The sequence below is a fragment of the Solibacillus sp. FSL K6-1554 genome, from assembly GCF_038005185.1.
GTDB classification, from domain to species: domain Bacteria; phylum Bacillota; class Bacilli; order Bacillales_A; family Planococcaceae; genus Solibacillus; species Solibacillus silvestris.
Genome location: NZ_JBBOSS010000001.1, coordinates 1525377 through 1546711, shown reverse-complemented (window position 1 = coordinate 1546711; position 21335 = coordinate 1525377). Strand labels below are relative to the sequence as shown.

The window sequence follows — 21335 nt, the reverse complement described above, 5'->3', positions numbered from 1 at the left end:
TCTATTTAATTTTAGTCTAATTTAAATATTCTGGAAATGATATAATTTTATTACAATAAAATAGAGGTGAATTAGATGAACAAAATCGGTGAAAAAAGTATAGTCAGAAAAGCGAACGAAAGTGATACATCACAAATACTTGCAGTGATGAAAGATGCAGAAGAGTCCGGATTTATGCTCTTTGCACCGGATGAAAGAAACATGGCACCAGCTGCTTTAAGCAAGTTAATCAATTCCATTAATCAAACACCAACATCCGGTTTCTTTATCGCAGAGCATCAGGATGAGATTTTAGGGTATCTCCTTTTAAAAGCGGAAACGTTATCCCGCACTTCTCACCGGGCCCAAATTGCTGTCGGTGTACATAGTAAAAGTCGCGGTAAAGGGGTCGGCACCGCTTTGTTCGCCCATATGATTCAGTGGGCAAAACAGGGGCAGCTCCACCGACTTGAATTAACGGTCATTGAACATAATGAACAAGCTGTCCATCTTTATAAGAAAATGGGGTTTGAAGTTGAAGGCGTAAAAAGCAATTCTTTACTTATTGACGGACAATATGTAAATGAACTATATATGGCAAAATTACTTTAATTATAAAAGGGGTCTACTCAAGTAAAACTGAGTAAATCCCTTTTAGTGTCACACTATTAATCTAGCTCTCTAACTTTAATCGGGACAAGCGAGTTTTCCAAACGGTCACGGAACTCTTCATATTGCACCGGCAATTTTAATTGCTCGCCCATTGTTTCCGGCGTTTCATCATGCGCAAATCCTGGTGGGTCTGTCGCAATTTCGAATAAAATTTCACCCGACTCACGGAAGTAAACAGCATTGAAATAATTGCGGTCTTTTATTTCCGTTACATGCTGACCTTTATCCAAAGCGTATTGCTGCCATTCTTTATGATCTTGATCGTCGTTTGCACGCCATGCAATATGGTGCACCGTTCCAACACCCATCGCCCCACGATTGCCGACCGTCATTTTAACGTCGACAATATTGCCAATGGATGCTGTTGCTTCTAGTCGTACATAGTCTCCTTCACGGCCAATCTTTTCAAGTCCCATTACGTCAACTAATGTATTAATTGTTTGTTCTGGCTGCGATGAATATAAAATTGCACCGCCAAAGCCTTTGATTGCTACATCCGCAGTGATTCCACCAAACGTCCAGCCGTTTGGTGAACCCCCATCACGTTCAACAATTTCTAAATGCAGTCCATGTGGATCGTCGAACTGTAGATAGTTCTCTTCAAATCTTGTTTCTTCTTTAAATAGTATATTGAATTTTGTTAACCGTTCTTTCCAGAAGTCCATTGCTCCCACAGGCACCAAGTATGTCGTCACGCCAACTTGACCATCGCCGATTTTACCTTTATATGTTGCCGGCCAAGGGAAGAAAGTAATGATTGTCCCTGGCTCCCCGCCTTGATTCCCGAAATATAGGTGATATGTTTCTGGATCGTCGAAATTAACTGTTTTTTTTACGAGTCGTAATCCGAGAACACCTGCATAGAAATCGACATTTTCCTGAGGATGACCGACGATTGCTGTAATGTGATGAATACCCGTTGTATGTTTTTTCATATTCATTTCCTCCATTCGTAAAAACTGAACACAATATTCTATTTGATAAAACACTCTGTCCAATTTTTATGTAATTAGTCTAGCACACGAAATAACATGTGCTAGACCGATGATTGTTAATTAACGAATTGTTTTTAAAGCTTTTGACCATGGAATTACTTGGTCTAACATTTCATTAACTGAGTTTTGTTGGTGGACAGCTGGTTTAAAGTCTGTTCCGTTTTCGAAGTCCGTAAATAATGATAATGCCGGGTGCACACGTACATCCGCAACCAATAATTCCCCTAGAATACCGCGTAAATGTTCAGTAGCGCGTGCTCCTCCTACAGAACCGTAAGATACAATACCAGCTGCTTTATTGTTCCACTCTTCACGTAAATAGTCTAATGCATTTTTCAGTGCGCCTGTAATTGAATGATTGTATTCCTGAACAATGAATACGAAACCGTCTTGTTTTGCGATTGCTTCAGACCAGCCGCCAGCACCTGACGCATCCCCACCAGGTTCGCCTAGCAATGGTAGTTTGAAGTCCGCGATATCAATAATTGTATAGTTCGCGTCTCCGCGTTTATCCGCGATTTCTTTTACCCATGCACCGACTTGAGGGCTTACACGGCCTTCACGAGTTGATCCTAAAATAATACCGATGTTTAATTTTTCCATTTTTGTTTCCTCCATTTTCTTATTTCCAAATAGTTTACTGATGAATCCCATTTTTACACTCCTTCAATTATCTCGAAATAAGATATCAATTAAAAATTTGAGGGTTTTAATAGATTGATTTAGGTATGCATATAAATAATTGAAGTTTTGCCTCAAATTTTGTACTATTATGCATTCTTATCAGTAACGTAAATCATTATTGCCGTTTTGCTGACAATTTATCCTTATAAATGCCTTCATATTTTAAGCAGCAGGGTTTAATTCTAACTCTACTTTAATTTTGATATCTTTCCCTACGAGTACACCACCTGTTTCTAAAGCAGCATTCCATGTTAATCCGAAATCTTCACGATTAATCTTTGTTTCCGCTTCAAAACCGTATACTTCTACGCCCCATGGGTTCGTACCTTTACCACCGTATTCCACATCAAATGTTACCGGCTTTGTTACGTCTTTTATTCTTAAGTCACCAGTTACTTTATAATCATCGCCGTCTTTCGCAATGTTCGTAGCAGCAAATTTGATTTTTGTAAATTCTTCTGCACCGAAGAAGTCTGCAGATTTTAAATGGTTATCGCGGTCTTCGTTACTTGTATTGATGCTTGCTACATCCAGTTCAAAGTTGATTGTCGCTGTCGTTAAATCCGTTAAATCCTCTGCTTTTACATCAGCAGTATAGTCATTGAATTGACCTTTTACTTTTGATACCATCATGTGTTTTACTTCAAAACCGATTGTTGAATGCGTTTGATCGACTGTAAATGTTGTCATTTTAAATTCTCCTCCATTTTATCTCGATTTCAAGATATATTACAAAAATAAATTTCGAAATTGAATATCTCGAACTTGAGATAAATATAACAAAGGATTTTACAAACGTCAAGTGGTTCTTATAATTTTTTCTTTATTGGTGTTTTGAAGGATTGTAATTGCATTGGCTGCTTATGTGGGGGTTACCTCTTCTTTATAAATTGGTGAATACAAGTGTATAGAATGGTATTTTATAAAAAAAGTTTCACCCTTTTAAACTTTCCACCTACCATCAGTCGTCTTATAATTGTCGACAGAGTAAAAAAGGAGCTTCAAATAATGATTGAAGAATTAGAAAATGCATTTATTACATTTATCCGGACGCAGCAAAATTCGCTATATTTACTGGCATATAGCTATACAAAAAATGAGCAGGATGCACTCGATGTCGTGCAGGACAGTATTCAAAAAGGTTGGCTTGCACTTGAGAAACTGACAAACCGTGATCAGATGAAAAGCTGGTTTTATACGATTTTAGTCCGAACAGCGATTGATTTACTACGTAAACAAAAGCGGGTCGAGCTCATTGGGGACGATTCCCTTCTGCTATTATCTGAGGAAGATTCATACCTCAATCTTGATTTACAGCAGGCATTGCATCGTTTACCTCTACAGCTGCGTGAGGTGGTAGTGCTGCGCTATTTTGAGGATCTGAAAATCGAAGATGTCGCGCACATTTTGACGATTCCTCTAAGCACGGTGAAATCAAGACTTTATAGAGCGTTAAAGCTATTAAAAATTGAGCTTGAAACGGAGGAGAATTAAACATGAATGATAAATTAAAAAAGCTACACACACAATATAAGGATATACCGATTCCACAGGAACTTGAGATGATGATTGAAAAAAATCTGCAACGTCCTCCTAAGAAGAGAAAACGTAAACTGCCTCTTTTTTTAACATCTGTTGCTGCGGCGGCAATTCTGTTTACAGTAGGCCTTAATACAAATCCTGCGATGGCGAAAAATTTGGCGGATGTACCGGTCATCGGTCAAGTCGTCAAGGTGCTTACATTTACAGAATATGAAATGGTCAAGGATGAATATACAGTTGATATCCAAGTGCCTCAAATTTCTGGTTCTTCTGCTGACATCGAAGCATTGAACGAAAAATACGCTCAGGAAGGTAAATTACTTTATGAGCAGTTCAAGACGGATATTGAGGAAATGGAAGCTGGAAATATGGCAGTGAACAGCGGCTACGTTATCAAAACAGATACCGATGAAATATTGTCATTCGGTCGTTATGTAGAAGTTATTGTCGCCTCCTCTTCATCTGTTATGCAGTACACTACGATTGATAAACAGGCGGAAACGGCCATTACATTACCGAGTCTGTTTAAAGACGATCGCTACGTAGAAATTATCAGTCGCTATTTGGAAGATGAAATGCGCAGGAAAATGATTGTAACAAAAGGTGATGAAATGTACTGGGTAGGCGGAACTGAATGGCATGACGAATCATTTGGTGTCTTTGAAGGCATTTCACCTGAGCAAAACTTCTATATTACAAAAGCAGGTAAGCTTTTGATCTCCTTTGATGAATATGAAGCAGCCCCAGGCTTTATGGGACTTGTAACATTTGAAATTCCGACAGAGCTGCTTCAGGATGTGCTGGTGAGCAATAAATATATTAAGTAATAAATAAGCAGGTGTATCCTTTTTAATGGTTACACCTGCTTTCCTTTCTTCCATGGCACATTCTATGATCCCTATTAACGCCATAATAAAAAACGGAATGAAGTTATATGACTCCATTCCGTCCCGTTCAACATATTCTTTTTTCCGATTAAATTTCGTATTCGATTACAACTTCTTTACTATTGCTAATATTCGGAGATGGCTGTGAATTATAAACACGTGAATATGGCGGCACCGAATATGTCAGCCAAATATTACTGCCAAGCACCGTGTCATGACCAATTGTCGTTTTCCCGCCTAAAATTGTAGCTCCAGCGTAAATGACAACATTATCCTCAATATTTGGATGACGTTTTACACCTTTAATCGGGTTACCGTTTTCATCAAGCGGGAAACTTAATGCACCTAACGTTACACCTTGATAGATTTTAACATTGTTGCCGATTGTGCACGTTTCTCCAACAACGACACCTGTGCCGTGGTCAATGAAAAACGAATGGCCGATCTTGGCACCTGGATGAATATCGATTCCTGTTAACTGGTGTGCATATTCAGACATGATACGTGGAACGATTGTGACATCCATTTTATACAGTTCATGTGCAATACGATGGATAAATACAGCACGTATCGACGGGTAGCTTAACATGATTTCTTCCGTTGATGTAGCAGCAGGATCTCCGTTATATGCAGCCTGGATATCTGTTTGAATTGTTTCACGGATTTCAGGGAAACGGTCCATTAACTTCATTACAACATGATCCGCTTTTTCTCGGCATTGCCCATCACAATTATCAAAGTTTTGGTAGATTAATACTTTCTCGATAATATCACGCAAATCCAACGCTGATTGACGAAGATTATTATTCAGTTTCATCAATGTACGTGTTTCATCGACAACACCTTGATTATAAATCGTCGGGAAGAAAACTTCATAAAAACTATCCAATATATGATGGATTTGATCACGGCCAGTGAATCCAATCGATTTTTCAACTTCAATATGTTTTTTGTTATAGTCGATTAGCTTATTAGCGATTGTTGATGTTTCTTTATTTAACCAGTCCTCGATTTTCATGCTAAAACTCCTTTTCTATTTAAAATACATAGTAATGAAGATTATACTACACAAAACGCGCAGTTTGACCCTTCTTTTCAAAATTGTAAAACAGCTAACGGACAATAGCTAATAAAGTGCTTCTCTATTCATCACGCAAGATGATATGTGGAATGATGCGAATATAGATAAGCTCCCCCACAATTTCAACAAGTGTCTGGGTGACAATAATCGCCACAACGAGCGATCGGATTTCCTCAGGCATTGCAAGTGCAAATGGTAATACAACAAGTGAATTACGTGTCGATCCGCTAAAGATCAATGCACGGCCTGTCCGGATATCTAGATGAAGCTTTTTCGCGATGATCTTTGAGATGAAAGGCATAATGATCAAAAATGCTATGTAGATGGGGATTACTTTTAAAATCCATTCAAATGAACCCGACAATTTGCCGATTTGTGATGCAACAATTACAAAAAGAGTTAAAGCCATAAATGGTACCGGAAGCCACGAAGATATCTCAAAAACACGACCGCCCTCTTTTGATGAAATTTGTACAATAAGTGCAACAACTAATGGAAAAACAATAAATGAGACAAACGCTTCAAAAAATGGAGCCACTTCTACTATATTTGCCGCTTGTTCGCTGATAAAAAACCATAAATAAAACGGCAGTAACAGCATTTGTGCAACAAAAAGAAAGGGTGTGGCACTGAGCATCGCTTTTTCATTCCCCTTGCCAAGCATTGTAAATACTATGACATAATCTATACATGGAGTGAGTAAAACAAGATAAACGCCTAAAAGTAGTGGCGGATAATCTGGAAGAAATAACGTCAGGGTCCATACGACAATGGGAACCGCAATAAAATTGACTATACAGAGTGCGTAAAAGAAACGCCGGTTTGAAAAAGTTTCTTTTAAAGCTGCAAAAGGAATTTGAACAAACATACTGTACATTAATATTCCAAGGATAAACGGGATTAATTTTTCCAATTCATTTTGAAACTCCAGAAAATTCAATCCTGTAAATCCGGCCAATAGTAAAGTTATGATATATATCGTTACTTGATTCTTTTCAAGCTGTTCTCTTGAAATCATGACAAAAACTCCTTTTACCGATCCATTTCCAATGAGACCATGTTATCCTTTTATTTCTTCTTTTACAAACTGTTCTCTTCATCCTCTTATTATTTAGTAATTTATTTTCAAAAAAAGAATGAATGACCAGCAATCTATAATATAATTAATTCATTAGTCAAAATAATCTGAAGGTAAAGGGAGAATTATTCATGTCTCAAGCGAAAAGTATTAACTATTACAAAGAATTAATTGATTTGAAAGATGTCGAAGGGATTGAAGCCCAGTTTCAACGTTTACTTGATGTTTCAATTGAATCCATCCAGGATCTGGAGAATTGGATCGAGGATGAAAAAAATTTACGCTTTGAAATAGAAGAGGCGTTAACAGGCCATCTTGTCGACTTCTACCGAAATACCGAAGATCCGCATATCAAATCAACCTACCTTCAGGATCAGCAAGTCATTCAGCCTCTTTTAATGACATACGAGGCAAAGTTAAATGATAAATGCTGTGAGTCCCCTTATTTCAATGAATTGGATGAAAATCGTTACGGCTTAATGAAACGTTTTCGTGAGTCAAAAGTGAAACTGTTTAGAAAAGAGAATATCCCTCTATTAGTTAAGGAACAAGAACTATGCACAAAGTACAGTGAAATTATGGGTGGTCTCACTGTGGAATGGGACGGAGAGGAAAAACCTTTCCCTTTTATCGAATCGCAGCTTGACAATTTGGACAGAAACGTTCGGGAAAAAGCTTATCATTTAATTAGAGCTGCTTACCGTCAAATTAAGCCGGATACGGATGCGCTCATGGATGAACTCGTTCAACTACGCCACCAAATCGCAATCAATGCCGGATTTGAAAATTACCGTGATTATATGTTTGTCGCAAAAAACCGTGAGTACAGTATTGAAGATTGTTACGACTTTCATGAAAATGTTGAAAAGCATATTATTCCGGCTTGGAACAGGCTTGCAGAAGTTTTCAAGTCTAAACTTGGTGTCGAAACATATCTGCCTTGGGATAACACTGCAAAACTGTTGAAAAATCCTCCTTACGCTGAGACATCAGAGCTTTTGGACGGGGTTGCTGAAATGTTAGGAAAAACCGACCCGTATTTTTCAGACCGTTTGCAGTACATGAGAGAACACGGATTACTTGATCTTGGAGACCGTAAAGGTAAAAGTCCGGGTGGTTTCTGTGTCCCATTACCTGTTTCCGGTGATACATTTGTTTTTGCAAACTTTAGTCCTTCCTTTTTCTCGCTCATTGCTTTAATCCATGAGATGGGGCATGCGGTGAATGGTTACCTCCAAGCTTCAGAACAGGGCCCTATTGAAGAATTCCAGTGGCGAGCGGAAATAGCTGAATTGTATTCACACGGAATGGAATTGTTATTATTGGATAAATTTAATCTATTTTATCCGGAAGAAGAGGAATTCAAAAGCGCACAACGTGAAGAACTGAGACGGGCATTTACGATGTTATTCGGCCCATTGTCTGGAGATCTTTTCCAACATTGGATGTATACAAATCCTCAGCATACAGCAAAGGAACGTGATGAGAAGTTTTATGAAATTTCAAAACGTTACGGGTTGAGCCCAGTTGATACGACCGGTTTTGAAGAGGTAATTGGCATGAGCTGGATCGGTACCCTCCACTTTATTCAATATCCTTTTTATGATATTGAATACTCGATGTCAATGCTCGGTGCACTTCAATTACTTGAGAATTATCAAAAGAATCCGCAGCAAGCTGTCGAATTTTACAAAAAAGGTGCAAGTGCGGATTACAGTCAATCCATTGCATCGATTTATAAAGAAACTGGCGTCAATTTTGACTTTTCAGAGTCAACTGTTAAACGCATGGGTGAATTCTTGGAAAAAGTGATACAGGATATTAATTCATAATCGCTATCGAGCAACATGAAAAGAGCGAATTCCCTTTACGGAAATTCGTTCTTCTTTTAATTATAGCCATTCATGTAACCTAATTACTACCTTTAACAATGTTCTTTACACCGACATACGTTGCATAGAAATACCCGCCATAAATGATGACAAGAATTAATGAACTGATTAGTACGCTTTCGTAGTTGAAATGGAACATTCCGCTGACCGCCTTGATTCCGACAATGGAATGAATGACAGCCAGACCTAAAGGGAGTAAAAAATAGATGAGACATTGTTTTAATATAGCCCCATTTATCAATTTATCCGTGACACCGATTTTCTTTAACAACTTATATCGTTCCAAGCTGTCACTTGCGTCAGATAACTGCTGCAATGCCATTACGGCCGCGCTCGATATAATAAAGATGAGCCCTAAAAACAGGCCAAGGAATATAAATAATGCTGCTGAACCCTTTTCTTGCTCTTTAATTTGATTTTCTGTACTTCCAATGACTAATCCTGGATTAATGGATCTATATTTATTGTCATCAAGGTCATTAAACAGGGTTGTAAATTTCTCTTCTGATTTTTCATTGTAGCGATCTTCATATATTACATTAAAACTTGTATACTCTAATTGAAGGTTTCCTGTAAAATTATCAGGAATAATAAGATAAAAGAAGTTACTGCCCCTGTTAATTTTTATATTTTCTTCAATAGCCACATCATTTTTTATTTTATATGCTTTATCCTCAATAATAATATTTTCTTCATTTTTCATATACTCAGGCAAAGCTTGAATGATTTTGCCATAGGTTGATACAACGAGTATTTCGTCTTCCTTTAAATCAACAGACTCTTGCCCCGTCAGATTGATAATTGCATTATAATCCGATATTTTTAGTGCAGATACCGGCCCATACATGTAATTTTCCTGTATAGCAATCTTTTCCTCGTCGCTTAAATACTGTGATAACAGATCCTCAATCGTTAAATCAAGAAGGTATTCATCAAAGAAGGCATGTTTTTCATATGCTTCAAATGTAAAGTCTATATTGTTTAAGTAAGCTTCAATATCATTTACCGCAGGATCCTCTTCCTCTTGATTAACAACAAGAAATGCCGAAGCATCAAAAGGAGTTGTATTTGCTGTATTTTTATCAATCGTTCCTTTTAAATCAAACGCGGTAAAGATGAGTGAAATCGTTAAAAAAAGCATTAGACTGATAATTGTCATCGAAAGAAAGTTCGTGTTGACCTTATTGTTTATTTGTCTTAAGACAAAAATATTTATATTTTTAAAATAGAACCCCTTATTCTTTTGTGCAATTTGTATAAAGAAGCTCGATAGGCTGAAAAAGAATAGGAGCGTTCCAAAGACCCCCATTAAAATCGTAATTATCAGATCCGTATATTCAGCATTTAAGCCTGTCTCTAGGATTCTCATATATGCGAATATCAGAAATGCTACTGATAAAATAAAGGTTAGCACTGATACGAAAGGATTTTTCAGCTTTACTTCTTCATTACGTTTTGAAGCATTTAACATATCGATCAGTTTGTATTTGGAAATCGTAAACTGGTTGAAAATCATGACAAGTAAATAAATGATGCCAAAGTAGACAATCGATTTCATCATGGCGGCAAGTGAAAAAACAAACTTATATTTATCAAGATCCATAGACAGGATGTTTGCCGTCAGCACTGACAGACCCTGCGATACAATAATCCCAAGTCCAATACCTACGATTAAAGAGACTACACCGATTAGGAGAGTTTCGACAATTAAAATTCTCGAGATTTTCCCTTTTGACATACCTAATGTCATGTATAAGCCAAGTTCTCTTTTCCGCTTTTTGATCAAAAAGTTATTGGCGTATACAATCAAACCTCCAAGAATAATTGATACAAACACTGATGTTCCAGACATAAGCAATTCCAATGATTCACGAAAAATCGTATTCTTGTTCATTTCCTGGATAGCATTTTGCGAGTCAAGAGAGTTGAAACTGTAAAATATACACACTCCCAGAGTTAATGTCAGAAAATAGATTGAATAATCCTTAAAGCTTCTTTTGACATTGTTGATTGCGATTTTAGAGAACATTGCTAACATCGCCTCCAAGTAAAGTCACCACTTCAATGATTTTATTAAAGAATTCCTTTCTCGTATCATTTCCGCGCACTAGCTCATTAAAGATCCGACCATCTTTTATAAACAATATCCTATTGGCATAACTTGCCGTAAACGAGTCATGGGTAACCATCAAAATTGTTGACTGGTATTCTTTATTCAGCTTTTCAAAGGAATCCAACAGTAATCGTGATGATTTTGAGTCAAGTGCACCCGTTGGTTCATCGGCTAAAATGAGGGAAGGCTCAGTTACAATCGCTCTTGCACAAGCGACTCTTTGCTTTTGGCCTCCCGATAATTGAAATGGAAATTTGCTAAGGATGCCCGTAATATCAAGCTTTTCCGCAACGGCTTTAATGAGTTGATCGATTTCCATTGCTTCTCTTTTTTGAATCGTCAAAGCCAAAGCAATGTTTTCATAAGCTGTCAGAGTATCCAGCAAATTAAAATCCTGAAAGATAAAACCTAACTCGTCCCGTCTGAATGCTTCAAGCCCTTTCTTCTTTAAAGTTGTAATATCCTGATTATTGATAATTATTTTGCCAGTTGTAACATGATCAATTGTCGAAATACAATTCAGGAGCGTTGTCTTTCCGCTCCCTGAAGGACCCATAATTCCTAAAAATTCACCTTCATTTACGTTAAAGCTGATATTATCTATTGCTTTTGTAATATTACCTTTGTTTCCGTAGTATTTTTCAATTTTTTCTACACTTAATATCGGTTGCATGCTTTTCCTCCAAGTTAAATTATTTTTTTACATCAAATTCGGCATGTGTTTCCATAATTTTTTTCCCTTTTACATATATCGTGACACCGTAATGCCCTTCTTCAAGACCTTCCGGAACGGATAGCTCGGCAGTGAAATATTTCGCATCGTTCACAAGTACTTCCTCTTCCACTAAAAATCGATTCTCTTGTTTTATTTCGCCTTTATACCAAACCACTTCGGCTTCATTGGTCCAGAATCGGTTTCTCTTTGCGGAAAAATAAACTGTTTCCCCTTGTGTAAATAAATTCGTTATATCAGAAGGTCTGCCCTTATCATCAATCGCTTTTGACGTGACACCTTCTATAATTTTTGGTTCTGTCGCATATTCATACACCAGGAAAATTCCAAGACCTAACAGAAAGATTCCTAGTATTATTGGAATTGCTTTTTTCATTTTGTATTCCCCCTAATTGATTTCTAACTGTATCTTATCAATAGCTATCGGGAAGACATATTGGTTTATATTTTATTAAAGTGACATTTTTGCAAGATAAAAAAACGGATCTATAGCTATTGTAATGAACAATCTCTATAAATCCGCTATTCTATGTTGAATTACTGTATGAAGTTCACACTGGCTAAAGGGAAAATAATACTCACCTTTGTTCCTTCGCCTCTATTTGACGTGATTGTAAGACCTAGGCCAAGCTGATCTGCGAGTTTTTTACATAAATAAAGCCCGATACCGGTAGATTTCCCGAATTTCCGTCCATTTTCCCCGGTAAACCCCTTTTCAAAAACCCGATGTAAATCCTTTTCTGTAATCCCTATACCGTTATCCTCAATCGTAAGGACAATATTATTTTCATTTCTGACCGTATGGATGATTACCTTTCCATCACGTTCACGGATATACTTAATTGCATTCCCGATTAGCTGATTTAAGATAAACTCCAGCCATTTTGCATCACTGAAAACAGTCCCTTCAACTTTTTCAAGATCAATCGAAATCCCTTTACTAATAAAGTCTCTTGAATTTCTTTTTATAACCCTTCTTACAAGATCAACTAAAGAAATCTCTTTTATGAGGTAATCCTTGCTCACATTGTTACTTCTTGAATAATAGAGAACCTGCTCAATATATTCTTCAATCTTTTTTACTTCCTCCTGAATATTTCGTGTAACGCCATTTTGATTATTTTCAATGATCAGCCGTGTTGAGGCAATGGGAGTTTTAATTTCATGGATCCATGTTTCAATATATTCTCTATACTCATTTTCCCGGTCCCGATAACTTTTTACATGCTCATGCATATCTTTGTTTGCCTGACGCAATACCTCATACAATGCCTTACCTTCCACAGTTTCAGGTTCTTTCATAACTTCCGGCAGCAAATATTTCTGATCTAAATTTTCCATAATGCTAGTTATTTCGTTATAAAATGTTTTCTGCTTAAAATATTCGATCATTACATATGTGATGAGAGGGAAAAACCAAATACAGAAAATAAGAAAAACTGTTTGAACATTCACCCCGACAAGTATCATAATGCCGCCAATAATGATAAATAAGATGAAATTAATGAGCAGGAAAACGGTTCTGTCTTTAACATATTCTTTAAGTGTCATGGAAGTATATATCCTAACCCCCGTCTCGTTTCGATATTTTTCTCCATACCTAACGCTTCGAGTTTTTTTCTTAATCTGGTGACATTTACCGACAAGTTATTATCATCTACAAAGACATCTGCGTTCCACATAAAATCCATGAGATCGTCCCTTGATACGATTTTTCCTTTGTTTTTATAAAGGCAGGAAAGTATTTTGATTTCATTTTTAGTGAGCTCTGCCTTCTCCCCTTTATAAATAACAGAACCGTTGGATAAATTGAGCTTTAAATCATTATAAACAAGGGTATCCCTTATACTTGACCCCTGAACTCTTCTTAATATGGTTTCAATTCTCGCCAAAAGAATCTGAGTGTTATAAGGCTTTGTGACAAAATCATCCGCGCCTAAATTCATACTCATCAGTTCATCCATTTCATTATCCCTGCTCGTCACGACAATGATCGGCACATCCGATTGCTTCCTGATTTCTCTGCAAATATAGTAACCATCAAAAATGGGTAGGTTAATGTCCAGCAAAATAAGGTCCGGTGCTTCGTTTAGCGTTTCCTGAATAATATTTTCAAAGTTTGTCGGTGCAATTGCCTCAAATCCATATGTGTTTAAAAAGCTTTTCAATTCTTCTCTTATTGTTTCTGTATCTTCTATAATCACGATTTTTGACATACGTTCACTTCCTTTTAACATTTAGATTCCCAGATTAAAATTCATTTACACTTATACCATGCTTAAACATCTATCACAAACATATATACATGCAGAGCTCTGTAATTTACTTCAACATAAAAATATTTTTATCCTTTTAGGGACAACAAGAAAAAGAACGAATCCCCTTATAGGAAATCATTCTTTATAAAATATGAATTATAAACTCTGCAGCCCTATTTCTGCTCCAAGCTTTGTTTATCATCAGCATTTTTCCCCACTATTACGCAAAGCACAACGATCATAGCTAAAACAATTGTAATCCATGTGATCGATTCTCCTAAAAATAATACAGAAAAACCAATCATTAAAAAAGGCTGCAAGTATTGAATCTGCCCTACCCTAGCTATACCTCCTAAAGACATACCACCATACCATGCTACATAAGCTAAAAACTGACTGACGATCCCTAAATAGAACAAACTGATCCATGCTTCAATAGGCGCATCCAGCATACTGTCAGATAAGCCAAGGCCAACAGGAATAATAAAAAAGGGTGCACCAATTAAAATAGCCCAGGCAATTACTTGCCAGCTACCAACTTCCTTTGAAAGTTTGCCACCTTCTGCATAACTTAATCCAAGTAATATGACCGCTGCAATCAGCGCAAAGTCTCCTTTATGCAATTGCCCTAATCCTAAATAGATGGCATAAATAATGACCGTTACCGCCCCTGTTGCACTCGCAATCCAATAGCGTTTCGAAGGTCTTTCGCCTCCTCGCCACATTGCAAAGCCTGCTGTCGCAAGTGGAAGTAAGGCCAATTCAATTGCACCATGTGAAACCGGCAATGACTTCATCGCATAAGTTGTTAATATCGGAAAAGCCAGTACAGCTCCAACAGCGACAATAAGTAAGTTCTTAAATTGGCTTATACTCGGTAAAGGCTGCTTTTTCACAATAAATACTGTTCCTACTATAATGGCTGCAATAACTGTCCTACCCAATCCGACAATTGTCTCACCAAAATAAGGGACAGCAATACTTGTAGCCGGTAATGTAAAACTGAAACAAACGATTCCAATAAAGCCTAACAGCATCCCTTTTTTCATACTGATTTCCATTTCGTTCCCCCTTCACAGTTTTAAAAAAATATTCCATAATTAGTTAATACGATTAAGCTAATTAAACAGATTGTAAGGAATATCCGCTCTTTTTAAAATAAGAGAATTCCCCATCTGTCATGGGACAGATAGCAAAGGAGAACTGGATGACAACTAAATATATTGGCATTTTGGAATGGGTCAAACAACAAATACAGGATGAGAAGTTAAAAACAGGAGATAAATTACCATCAATTCGACTGCTCGCTGAACAATTTCAATGCAGCAAAAATACGGTCACGAAAGCATTACTTGAGTTGGAAAAACAGCATATTATCTACGCTAAACCGAAAAGTGGCTATTATGTAGTGGATAATCATAAAACTTCCGTTCAGCAGGACATTGCTATTGATTTTTTATCGGCTGGTCCAGATCAAAGGAGTATGCCCTATGAGGACTTTCAACATTGCATTAACCAGGCAATCGATCATTATAAAGAACAATTATTTACTTATAGTGATCAACAGGGACTCTTTTCTTTACGTAAGGAGCTTGCGAAGTATTTACAACATTTACAAGTATTTGCGAAACCCGATCGACTGGTCATTACATCCGGATCACAGCAGGCCCTCCATATTCTTGCTGCCATGCCGTTTCCAAACGGGAAAAAGAATGTATTAATTGAGCAGCCCACTTACTTTGGTATGATTGATGCCTTACAAGTAAACGGAATTACAACATTTGGAATTGAAGTAACAATGGAAGGAATGGATTTTAAAAAACTGGAGAAGTTATTTCGCACCGATGATATTAAATTCTTTTACATCATCCCAAGATGCCACAACCCATTAGGACATCATTACACTAATGAGGAAAAGAAAAAAATTGTTGCTCTTGCAGAAAAATACGATGTATATATCGTAGAGGATGATTACTTGGCAGAACTTGATACAGATTTAAAAGCCGATCCTTTGTTTGCATATGAACCTAATGAAAGAGTCATTTATGTTAAGAGCTTTTCCAAAGTATTTTTGCCTGGACTGCGAATCGCAACAGTGGTTCTCCCTGAAAAAATGATTTCTTCCTTTGTACACAGTAAATTCAGCGCGGATTTCTATACATCGCCACTTTCACAGGGGGCTTTGGAAATCTATTTAAAAAACGGGATGTTTCAATACCATTTAGAAAAGGTGAAAAAATTATATTCAAATAAAATGAATTTATTATTAGAAGCTTGTTCATTGCATTTACCTACCTATGTACAATTTACAAAGCCTAAAACTGGTTTTTATCTCACCATCTTCTTGCCTTCCGGTATTGATGTCGATAAATTAATATACATGCTGCATAAAAACCATATTTATGTAGATAATGCGTCGAGGATGTTTTTAAGCGAATATAGTCAGAAAGCAATTCGACTAAGTATTTCACAAGTAAACGAAAACAAAATCCATCTCGGACTTCAGCAATTAGCCGCTCATATAATTGATCTGTATGAAAAACGGAATTATAACGTGCTTTCGTTTAAATCCTATCTTTAAATTCATTAATACCTCTCAAAATAAAGATGCCCGGTTCAATTTAGAACCGGGCACTTGTCTATTAAAAAACAATGAATTTATTTCACTTCTTCCACTTGCTCAGCACTTGCTTTCACGCGGTCAAAGCCTACTTTAACTGCATTTACATATTCTTTAATCACATTCCGAGCAAGTTCTGACTGAGGATTCAGTGATTCAAAACCATGGTATGCGCCAGGATATAAGTGGAATTCCACATCAACACCTGCTTGTGCCAATTTAGATACATACGTAATTGTTTCGTCACGGAAAGGATCCAGCTGACCTACACATGTATACGTATAGGGAAGGTTACGGTAATCCTCAGCTCGTGCCGGTGCAGCATAAATCGGTACTTCATCATGTCCGTGCAATTCGCCTAAATAGCATTTCCAGCCAAAATCATTCGTTGTTTGATTCCACACCATACCTTTTGTAATCTCGTTGGCAGAAGGCGTATCGTTGCTGTCATTAATCATCGGATAAAGCGGCATTTGGAAACAAATTGACGGATACTCACGGTCACGCGCAAGCAATGTTAAACCCGCTGTCAAACCACCGCCGGCACTTGCCCCCGCTACGCCAATACGGTTCTTATCGATTTGAAGTGCTGCTGCATTATCCGCAATCCATGCAAGAGCACTATAGCAATCTTCAAGCGGTGCAGGATAAGGATGTTCCGGAGCTAAACGGTAATCAACGGAAACAACGACACAGTTTGCTGTTTCTACAACTTGTACACAAAGATGATCATTGTCTTCGATGGAACCTAATATATAACCCCCGCCATGAATCCACAGTAAAACCGGTAATTCTTGATCTTGGTGGGCTGGTTTATAAATACGAACGCGAATTTCATTATCATCAATGCCAGTAATAGTTTTATTGATAATATTCACTGTTTCAGTGCTTGTTAAAGATTGTACCGCTTGTGCCATACCTTCACGCATTGCTGCCAAGTGTTCTACTTTAAAATCAAAGTCCGTAAATGCTTCTAAACCGACTAAAAATTCTGGATTTACTCGTTTAATCATCTTCATTCCTCCATGTCACTAAAATTAAACTCACCCTACCAATCTATTCGTCCCGAAAAATAATTAGAACTTAATCAAAAATAATTTATGTAAAACTTGTATTTATAGCAGAAAAACACGGATAATCTCTAAGATTATCCGTGTCTTCGATTACTTCTTTATTTCTTCATACGCATCGATGATGAACTGGATTTCTTTTGTGACTTTCAAATCTTTCACACCATCCATTGCATATAGGATATCACGTTTGGCGTTTTCTTTGTCCCCTAGTTTAAAATAACATAATGCCCTTACAGCAAACGCCCGGTACATCATCGATAAATCAATAGGGTGCTGATTGTATTCTACTATTTCGATGTCTTTCAAAGTTTGCAATGCCTCTTCATACCGTTCAAGCATGTAGTAGGCATAACCATATTGCCCATTAAAGAAAATATCCGCGCTGTAGGAAACGCCTTCTAAAGCAAAATTAGTTTCAAATCTGGTCGCAACCGTTTTTTCATAATCTTTTTCAATTTGATTTATATATAGAAGCGTAACTAGCTGCTCCATGAGCGTTTCATTCGGATCTTCCATAATTTCTGCGAATGCCCGAATTTTTTTTAAATAATAAGAAGCTTTTTCCCCTTCTTCTTTTGAACAGTGAATGAAAAATAAAAAGCGGTAAAAATCATTTAACCGATATACGATTTTTTTCTCTTTTGCTAATTTTAATGCTATTTCCAAATACTTTTCCATTTGAACATCATCATTTAGCGCTGCATATGAAACCGTAATATTATAGTATAGATCGAGTTTTTCAAGATCATCAATCAAATCTCCGTATTTTTCGATATACTTTTCCCCTTCGTGTAAATAGTGCAGACCTTCCGCATAATTATTTTCCAGAAACTTAATGTTTCCCATGCGACCAAAAATCTTCAATATTTTCGAATAGCCATGTACTTGTTCATACATTCTGACAAGCTTGACGAATGGCTTTTCCGATAAATCCATTTTCGCAAAGTAGCGCATTGTCAAATACACTTCGTAAATGCGTACTTCCTCAAAAGTTGCCCCCTTAAGGCTGCCATTTTCATGAAATGGATGAATTAGATGATACAGTTCGAGAACTTTTTCGTTTATTTTTTTATCATCATGCTCTTTATTTAGAGCTAAACGTTTTATTTCAACATCACGGTATAATTCTTTCATTTGCTGATGATTTTCGGTTTGCATGAGCTCGGACACATCAATGTCGAGCTGTTTCGCAATATGCTGAAGGCTCTCCATTGACGGCTGTGCCTTCCCGTTTTCAATAAGGCTGAGCATCCCTTTTGTTATTCGGTCCCCCGCTACTTGGGCAAGCGTCATTTTACGTTCTTTTCTTAGTTCTTTTATTTTTGCACCAATATTTAACACGTCGTCACCTCATTACATACAGTTTACCAAAAATCATATAAAAGGCGAATATTTTAACCTAATTAAACATTCAATTAGAATTTTAATATAAAAAAGAAAAATTATTTTAATTAAATTAAACTTTTGTATTGCAATTAAAAAAACTCCGCCATATAATAAGTTTAATTAAATTAAACAAAGGGGTTTGTTTATGAATGAACAACAGAAATTGAAAAAAGCAACGTATCATTTATACACGTTTCTAGTAAGTAAAATGATTGGTGCACTTGGGTCACATATTTACAGCTTTGGAATCAGTATGTATATTTTATCGATGACAGGCTCTTCGCTCAGTTTTGCGACAAATATTATTTTAAGCTACTTGCCGCGCACAATCATGTCACCGATTGCAGGTCTCTTAGGGGATCGTTTCCCAAGGAAATGGCTTGTGCTCGGTGGGCAAACCGGGGTCATCCTGACAATAAGCGGCTTATTGCTCTACACGCATGAATTCGGATTATCTTTAATGGCGATTTATATTGCAACGGTGTTCAATAGTATTTTCGGTACTTTTTCCGGTGTAGCGTTTTCCGCATCGATTGCCAATCTGGTCGATGAAGCTCGACTGCAAAAGGCGATGAGCTTTAATCAGTTGTCCTATTCTATTTCAGGAATTGGCGGACCGATCTTCGGCGGGATGTTATTTGGTTTTGTATCGATGGAAATGTTCCTTATTATCTTTATCTGCGCTGCTGTAATGACATTAATGCTGGAATCAACAATGAATTTTATACTATATAAGAAGGAAACAATAAATGATAATGCTGAAAAAGAATCGATGTTCGAAAGTTTCAAAGCCGGCTTCCGCTATGTCAATACAAAGCCGATTATTAAAGCGATTTTATGGACAGCACTTTGGTTAAACTTATTTTTCACAGCAATCAATGTTGGCGGGGATTATATTTTATTGACGATTTTGAATTTAGATCCAAAATACATCGGTTTTACAGAGGCTGGAGGTGCAGTCGGAATTTTAATTACATCCATTTATTTCGCATCAAGAGCAACCGTCAAATTTCCTTTACTGACAGTTAAACGGTCCGTGTTCGCCTCTTCTATTGTTGTCATTTTATCGTCACTGCCGCTCATTGTAACATTTTCAGCATTGATGAATTTCATTTATTATTTAATTATTATGTTTTTATTTGGAGCATTGGGGGTTATTACAAATACCCCGCTTGGCGTATTGATGCAAACTTCTATTGAAGAAGAATACCGGGGGCGGGTTTTTGGAATTATCGAAATGATGGCGATGAGTGCCATGCCTGTCGGAACACTTGTATTCGGGATTTTATACGAGTTCATTCCAGCCCAATATATTTTAATCGTCAGCGGGCTGATCCTAATTGGTATTGTACTATTATTATTGCGCCCCTCTATATTGGAAATGGCTCATCCTGAACTGAAAAAGGCGAAATTAGAAACAGAACCTGTAACCGAATAATATAATATAGAACTAGGGCTAATTTTCTGAATTAGCTCCTTTTTTATTAAATTGGAGCCTATATTAGTTTGATATACGTTCAAAGTTTCTGTACATTTATAACTGATAAATTAAATCTGACAATTGTTAACCATTCATAATGAACGAAGCAACAGTCAAAAACGCTGACTAGTTTTTTGCTAGACAGCGTTTTTACGTATTTGTATACCGTTTATTTCATTAGCGTGATTCTTTCGGTGGCTGGCACACTTCACATTTTTGCTGTTTGTTTTCTTTGAATTTTTTCCAAGGTTTTTGGAATGTGTTCCCACAAGCACATTGGAAATCTAATTTTTGCGAAAACCCTTTAAATTCTGTTGATATTAATTTTGTATCTGTATTCTTTTCTACATATTCGCGAATCGAATGGATTGTCCATTTCTTTGACATTAACTACACCTCCACAAGCTATTTATTATAGCATGAAAATTTATCATTTCCTTAATTAAATAACCAATCGACCAAAAAACCGAAACCTTTAAAAGCAAAATAAAGTAAAAGGAAACCAATAACGATAAATCCTAAGCAGCCGAATAAACCAGAAAACATAAAAAGTTTTATATTTGGTCCTTTCCTACCGCCCCATTCCTCTTTTTTATCACTCGTGACGGAGTTAATTGTTTGGCAATGCGGACATTCCTTAATATAAGTCCTTTTCTGTTGTTTTTTTCCATTAAATATTTGGATTTCCGAAGAAAAATGATCTGTAGAAAAATCGATCGTCATCCTTTCGTGACAGTTTCTGCATTCAATTTCTACTTTTTTGCCATCCATGACTACCAACTCCTTTTATTTCGTTCTTAACGCAATGATCCTGTAATGAAAATTTTTTAGGCGTATATACATATGGTAAAGGCATCTGCCT

The 21335-nt window shown here is 36.8% G+C and carries 21 protein-coding genes; 6 read left to right on the top strand and 15 right to left on the bottom strand.

Translation table 11 applies throughout. The features are described from left to right. The first annotated feature begins 75 nt into the window (after window positions 1–75). Entirely contained in the window at window positions 76–591 is a 516-nt protein-coding gene (locus MHB58_RS07465) for a GNAT family N-acetyltransferase (protein WP_340734934.1), read from the top strand. Between the two features lie 56 nt (window positions 592–647). Here the strand turns inward: MHB58_RS07465 and MHB58_RS07460 are convergent, their stop codons facing one another. From MHB58_RS07460 to MHB58_RS07450, 3 genes are all read right to left on the bottom strand, one after another. Further along, entirely contained in the window at window positions 648–1586 is a 939-nt protein-coding gene (locus MHB58_RS07460) for a ring-cleaving dioxygenase (protein WP_014824198.1), read from the bottom strand. Window positions 1587–1706: 120 nt separating this feature from the next. Then, window positions 1707–2300, bottom strand: a complete 594-nt coding sequence (locus tag MHB58_RS07455) for an NADPH-dependent FMN reductase (RefSeq protein WP_008408417.1) — start codon at window positions 2298–2300, stop codon at window positions 1707–1709. 192 nt (window positions 2301–2492) lie between these two features. Then, complete coding sequence (locus tag MHB58_RS07450; protein WP_340734933.1) at window positions 2493–3020, bottom strand: YceI family protein; 528 nt, start codon at window positions 3018–3020, stop codon at window positions 2493–2495. A gap of 318 nt (window positions 3021–3338) precedes the next feature. On the opposite strand from MHB58_RS07450, the gene MHB58_RS07445 reads away from it, so the two are divergent. Then, a complete protein-coding gene (locus MHB58_RS07445; RefSeq protein WP_014824200.1) occupies window positions 3339–3824 on the top strand; it encodes an RNA polymerase sigma factor in 486 nt (161 codons plus the stop codon). Window positions 3825–3826: 2 nt separating this feature from the next. Next, window positions 3827–4699: a DUF3298 domain-containing protein gene (locus MHB58_RS07440; RefSeq protein WP_340734932.1), complete on the top strand. Its 873-nt coding sequence runs from the start codon at window positions 3827–3829 to the stop codon at window positions 4697–4699. 148 nt (window positions 4700–4847) lie between these two features. Here MHB58_RS07440 and epsC read toward each other — a convergent pair whose 3' ends face one another. Together epsC and MHB58_RS07430 are read right to left on the bottom strand one after the other, a co-directional pair. After that, complete coding sequence (gene epsC / locus MHB58_RS07435; protein WP_008408424.1) at window positions 4848–5777, bottom strand: serine O-acetyltransferase EpsC; 930 nt, start codon at window positions 5775–5777, stop codon at window positions 4848–4850. 124 nt (window positions 5778–5901) lie between these two features. Next, entirely contained in the window at window positions 5902–6858 is a 957-nt protein-coding gene (locus MHB58_RS07430) for an arsenic resistance protein (protein ID WP_340734931.1), read from the bottom strand. A gap of 191 nt (window positions 6859–7049) precedes the next feature. Between MHB58_RS07430 and MHB58_RS07425 the strand changes: the two genes are divergently transcribed. After that, a complete protein-coding gene (locus tag MHB58_RS07425) occupies window positions 7050–8750 on the top strand; it encodes a M3 family oligoendopeptidase (protein ID WP_340734930.1) in 1701 nt (566 codons plus the stop codon). Window positions 8751–8829: 79 nt separating this feature from the next. On the opposite strand, the gene MHB58_RS07420 is transcribed toward MHB58_RS07425, so the two are convergent. From MHB58_RS07420 to MHB58_RS07395, 6 genes are all read right to left on the bottom strand, one after another. Then, on the bottom strand, window positions 8830–10839 hold the full coding sequence (locus tag MHB58_RS07420) for an ABC transporter permease (RefSeq protein ID WP_340734929.1): 2010 nt from the start codon (window positions 10837–10839) through the stop codon (window positions 8830–8832). Then, complete coding sequence (locus MHB58_RS07415) at window positions 10829–11596, bottom strand: ABC transporter ATP-binding protein (RefSeq protein WP_065217137.1); 768 nt, start codon at window positions 11594–11596, stop codon at window positions 10829–10831. Before MHB58_RS07415 ends, MHB58_RS07420 begins: the two co-directional genes overlap by 11 nt. 19 nt (window positions 11597–11615) lie before the next feature. Beyond that, the gene (locus tag MHB58_RS07410) at window positions 11616–12032 is read right to left on the bottom strand and encodes a hypothetical protein (RefSeq protein WP_340734928.1); all 417 of its coding nucleotides are present in this window, start codon (window positions 12030–12032) and stop codon (window positions 11616–11618) included. 161 nt (window positions 12033–12193) lie between these two features. Further along, window positions 12194–13207, bottom strand: a complete 1014-nt coding sequence (locus tag MHB58_RS07405; protein ID WP_340734927.1) for a sensor histidine kinase — start codon at window positions 13205–13207, stop codon at window positions 12194–12196. Then, a complete protein-coding gene (locus tag MHB58_RS07400) occupies window positions 13204–13872 on the bottom strand; it encodes a response regulator transcription factor (RefSeq protein WP_339264233.1) in 669 nt (222 codons plus the stop codon). Before MHB58_RS07400 ends, MHB58_RS07405 begins: the two co-directional genes overlap by 4 nt. A 215-nt stretch (window positions 13873–14087) precedes the next feature. Beyond that, window positions 14088–14975, bottom strand: a complete 888-nt coding sequence (locus tag MHB58_RS07395; protein WP_340734926.1) for a DMT family transporter — start codon at window positions 14973–14975, stop codon at window positions 14088–14090. 146 nt (window positions 14976–15121) lie between these two features. Here MHB58_RS07395 and MHB58_RS07390 point away from each other — a divergent pair, with 146 nt between their 5' ends. Continuing rightward, a complete protein-coding gene (locus tag MHB58_RS07390; protein ID WP_340734925.1) occupies window positions 15122–16495 on the top strand; it encodes an aminotransferase-like domain-containing protein in 1374 nt (457 codons plus the stop codon). A gap of 77 nt (window positions 16496–16572) precedes the next feature. On the opposite strand, the gene MHB58_RS07385 is transcribed toward MHB58_RS07390, so the two are convergent. Together MHB58_RS07385 and MHB58_RS07380 are read right to left on the bottom strand one after the other, a co-directional pair. Then, window positions 16573–17547, bottom strand: a complete 975-nt coding sequence (locus MHB58_RS07385) for an alpha/beta hydrolase (protein ID WP_340734924.1) — start codon at window positions 17545–17547, stop codon at window positions 16573–16575. A 150-nt stretch (window positions 17548–17697) separates the two neighbouring features. Beyond that, complete coding sequence (locus MHB58_RS07380; protein ID WP_065217144.1) at window positions 17698–18948, bottom strand: helix-turn-helix domain-containing protein; 1251 nt, start codon at window positions 18946–18948, stop codon at window positions 17698–17700. 190 nt (window positions 18949–19138) lie between these two features. Here MHB58_RS07380 and MHB58_RS07375 point away from each other — a divergent pair, with 190 nt between their 5' ends. Further along, window positions 19139–20431, top strand: a complete 1293-nt coding sequence (locus tag MHB58_RS07375) for an MFS transporter (protein ID WP_014824213.1) — start codon at window positions 19139–19141, stop codon at window positions 20429–20431. A 219-nt stretch (window positions 20432–20650) separates the two neighbouring features. Here the strand turns inward: MHB58_RS07375 and MHB58_RS07370 are convergent, their stop codons facing one another. Next, window positions 20651–20860 (bottom strand): hypothetical protein, encoded by a 210-nt coding sequence (locus MHB58_RS07370; protein WP_008408453.1) that lies wholly within the window; start codon window positions 20858–20860, stop codon window positions 20651–20653. A gap of 51 nt (window positions 20861–20911) precedes the next feature. Then, the gene (locus MHB58_RS07365; protein ID WP_014824214.1) at window positions 20912–21244 is read right to left on the bottom strand and encodes a hypothetical protein; all 333 of its coding nucleotides are present in this window, start codon (window positions 21242–21244) and stop codon (window positions 20912–20914) included. Window positions 21245–21335: the final 91 nt, after the last annotated feature.